This is a genomic window from Mesorhizobium sp. P3_A9 (assembly GCF_056402975.1).
Genome location: NZ_JBFUGJ010000491.1, coordinates 1 through 3,433 on the forward strand (window position 1 = coordinate 1; position 3,433 = coordinate 3,433).

At 62.8% G+C, this 3,433-nt stretch carries 4 protein-coding genes and 1 tRNA gene; 2 read left to right on the forward strand and 3 right to left on the reverse strand.

The features are described from left to right. On the reverse strand, window positions 1-457 hold a 457-nt coding region (locus tag AC1DX0_RS33135), incomplete at its 3' end, for an ABC transporter ATP-binding protein (protein WP_477358584.1). A gap of 3 nt (window positions 458-460) precedes the next feature. Beyond that, a complete protein-coding gene (locus AC1DX0_RS33140) occupies window positions 461-1,753 on the reverse strand; it encodes an efflux RND transporter periplasmic adaptor subunit (RefSeq protein ID WP_477222056.1) in 1,293 nt (430 codons plus the stop codon). A 101-nt stretch (window positions 1,754-1,854) separates the two neighbouring features. Here AC1DX0_RS33140 and AC1DX0_RS33145 point away from each other — a divergent pair, with 101 nt between their 5' ends. Both AC1DX0_RS33145 and AC1DX0_RS33150 read left to right on the forward strand, forming a co-directional pair. Further along, window positions 1,855-2,763, forward strand: a complete 909-nt coding sequence (locus tag AC1DX0_RS33145; RefSeq protein WP_477358586.1) for a PhzF family phenazine biosynthesis protein — start codon at window positions 1,855-1,857, stop codon at window positions 2,761-2,763. Window positions 2,764-2,869: 106 nt separating this feature from the next. Beyond that, window positions 2,870-2,945 (forward strand) — tRNA-Lys (locus AC1DX0_RS33150). Window positions 2,946-3,059: 114 nt separating this feature from the next. Here AC1DX0_RS33150 and AC1DX0_RS33155 read toward each other — a convergent pair. After that, window positions 3,060-3,433: hypothetical protein (locus AC1DX0_RS33155; protein ID WP_477358588.1), on the reverse strand; the 374-nt coding region annotated here is incomplete at its 5' end.

A 3,433-nucleotide genomic window follows, 5' to 3' on the forward strand; every position in this document is an offset into this window, starting at 1 on the left:
GCTGGCCGCCGGAGAGTTCGGCTGGCGTGTGATGCTCGCGGCCGACAAGCCCGACCTGGGCCAGCGCTTGCATGGCAAGGTCGCGGCGCTCGCGGCTAGCCACGCCACGATAGATCAGCGGCAGTTCAACGTTTTCGGCCGCCGTGGTGCGCGCCAGCAGATTGTAGCCCTGGAAGACGAAGCCGACATAGAGGTTGCGCAGCATGGCGCGGCGGTTGCGATCGAGCCGGCCGGCATCGACACCCATGAAGGAGTAGGTGCCGGCCGTCGGTGTGTCGAGGCAGCCGATGATGTTCATTGCCGTCGACTTGCCGGAACCGGACGGGCCCATGATGGCGACGAACTCGCCGCGCCTGATGGCAAGGTCGACGCCCGCCAGCGCATGCACCCGGGCCTCGCCCTGGCCGTAGCTTTTCCAGACCTTGTCAAAGGTGATGAGGGCACCACCCGCGGCCACGGGTCAGCTCCGCGGCTGCGAGGCGGTGATGACCTGGGCGCCTTCTTCCAGGCCGGACGTGATCTCGGTCAGTTCGCCATCGGTCGAGCCGACCTTGACGTTGACCGCATGCGGCCGGCCGTTCTCCAGCACATAGAGCGTGCGCGAGCCATCGGTGGGGGCGGTCGCGGCCTGGCGCTGGCGATTGCCGCCGGGACGACCCATACGGCCGGTGAACAGGTCGCTCAGGCTCCAGCCACGGGCCGCCTGCTGCACCGGGCGGTAGCGGAAGGCCGTGGCGGGCACGGTGAGCACGCCCTTGGCTTCCCTCGTGACGACCGAAACGGTGGCTGTCATGCCGGGGCGCAGCAACAGCTCGTTGTTGTCGACCTCGAGCCGCGCATTGTAGGTGACAACGCCATCTGTCGTGACCGAGGCATAGGAGATGTCGCGGATCTCGGCATCGAACGGCCGGTCCGGGAAGGCATCGACCGTGAAACGCGCGTGCTGACCGGACTTGACGGCGCCGATGTCGGCTTCGTCGACCGCCGCCACCAGTTCCATGTTCCGCAAATCAGCGGCGATGATGAACAGCACCGGCGCCTGCAGCGAGGAGGCAACGGTCTGGCCGGGGTCGACCGAACGCGTCAGCACGATGCCGTCGATCGGCGCGTAGATCGTGCTCTTGGCAAGGTCGGTCTGCTGCGCCTTGAGGTCGGCCTGGGCGATGGCGAGATTGGCTTGCGCACTGTCGAGCGCCGCCTTGGCGCGGTCGCGCGTCGCGGTTGCCGCCTCGAGCGACTGGTCGGTCGCCATGCCGCGTTTTGTCAAGGCCGCCGCGCGTACCAGCGCGCTTTCGTTCTCGGCCAGCGTCACCGTGGCGTCTTCGACATTGGCAGCGGCGCCCTTGGCGGATGCCTCGGCGCGTTCGATCTGGACCTCGAGTTTCACCGTATCGAGTGTCGCCAGGACGTCGCCCTTCTTGACCTGCTGGTTCTCCTCGGCGGAGACCGAGCGGATGATGCCGGACAATTCGCTTGAAATGTCGACCTGGGTGAGCGGCTGCAGCGTGCCCGTCGCCGACACCTGGACGGTGAGGTCGGCCTTGGCGGCGGGGGTTGTGGTGTAATCAATCCTTGCCGGCGTGCCCGCATACCACTGGTAGAGGCCAAGGCCGGCGGCAAGCACGATCAGGGTCAGCAACGCATAGAGCCAGCCACGCCGGCGCGACTTGCTCCGCCCGTTTTTATCGAGGCCGAGCGCCGTCTCGATGGCGGAATCCGATTCCGTCTTTGGCAGATTGACAATTTGGTCCACGTCGGACCCCTATGATGCGTAACGTCCCTATCTGTGCACAGATCAGGCTTACTGGTTCAAATATCAAATTAAATTTCGCCCATGTTGGGATTGAGGCAGGAATGCAAACCCGGAATTACTTGCTTTACGATGTGTTCACGACCGAGCGACTGGCCGGAAATCCGCTGGCGGTGGTGTTGGATTGCAAAGGTCTGGACACGGCAGCGATGCAGGCCATCGCGCGCGAATTCAATCTGTCCGAGTCGGTCTTTGTGCTGCCGCCGGACAATCCCAAGCATAAAAACCGCATCCGCATCTTTACGCCCGACTATGAAATGCCGTTCGCCGGCCATCCGACGGTGGGGTCGGCAATCGCGCTTGCGGAACTCTCCGGCGAGGGTGGGGCCGGCATCTTCGTGCTGGAAGAAAACATCGGCCCGGTGCGCTGCGCCGTCAGCACGCATGATGGCGCGACCTTTGCCGAGTTCGACCTGGCGAAATTGCCGGAGCCACTGAAGCTGGAGGCCGATCCGCAGGCGATCGGTGCCGCCCTTGGCCTGGCGCCGCATGARATCGGCTTCGAGAATCACCGSGTSKCSTTCTGGTCGGCSGGYGTGCCCTATGTGACCATYCCGGTCGCCAACCTCGAAGCGGCCGGACGGGTCAAGCTGGACAACCAGGCGTGGTCGGAACTGGCGCCGCGCAAGAGCGACTGGGCCTTCGCCAGCCCCTATGTCTATTGCCGCGAGACGGTGAACCACGAAAGCGCCTTCCATGTGCGCATGATCGTGCCCGGCACACCTTCGTACGAAGATCCGGCGACGGGTTCGGCAGCGGCCGCCTTTGCCGGTGCCATCATGCATTTCGACGGCCCGACCGATGGCATTTCACAGCTGTGGATCGAGCAGGGCCTGGAGATGGGCCGGCCGTCGCGCATCCGCCTCGAACTGACCGTGCAGGCCGGAAAACTGGCCTCGGCGCGCATTGGCGGCCATGCGGTGAAGGTGGCGGAAGGCAGACTGTTCGTCTGAGACGTGCGGCACTTCAGCGATTTGTCGGGAAATGATTCCGGCAGGGCTAGACATGACCGATGGTGGCGGCTATATGCCCGCCAACGCCGGTTTTTGCCGGCCGAGTGGGTGCGTAGCTCAGTTGGTAGAGCAGCTGACTCTTAATCAGCGGGTCCACAGTTCAATCCTGTGCGCACCCACCAAATTCTTCAAAAATTGGTGGAAAGACCCTGAAAGCGAGACGCGTTTGGCGCGTCTTAAGCATGTGTCGATGGCGGCGCGAGCCTGCCGAGGGTCGAGCAGCGGTGGCAGGCTGGCTACTGAAGCGTGGGCCGCAAATAGCTGAGGATTGCCCGCACTATGGCCAAGACGCCGTCGACGGCGTCGAAGTTTGTCCTGCTTTTACCGACGATCCATTTAAGATCGGGTTCTTCGGGCAAACGGAGGTCCTGACACACAAACCAGCCCGAAAGAATCAAGAGGTTTAGGTGCGTCGGATCACCTTCCGAATAGTAAGGAAATTGGAACCACAATCTTATGGGGCCGCCATATGCGAGCTTGAAAGTCATCGAGAATCTGATTTCGTGACCGAATCTGTCTTCAAAAATTCCGCTAAAATTAAGGTCTCTGGCGTCGTAGCTATGCCATTGCGTCGCTAATCCCAGAGAACTCCATGCCTTCAGAGTATGGG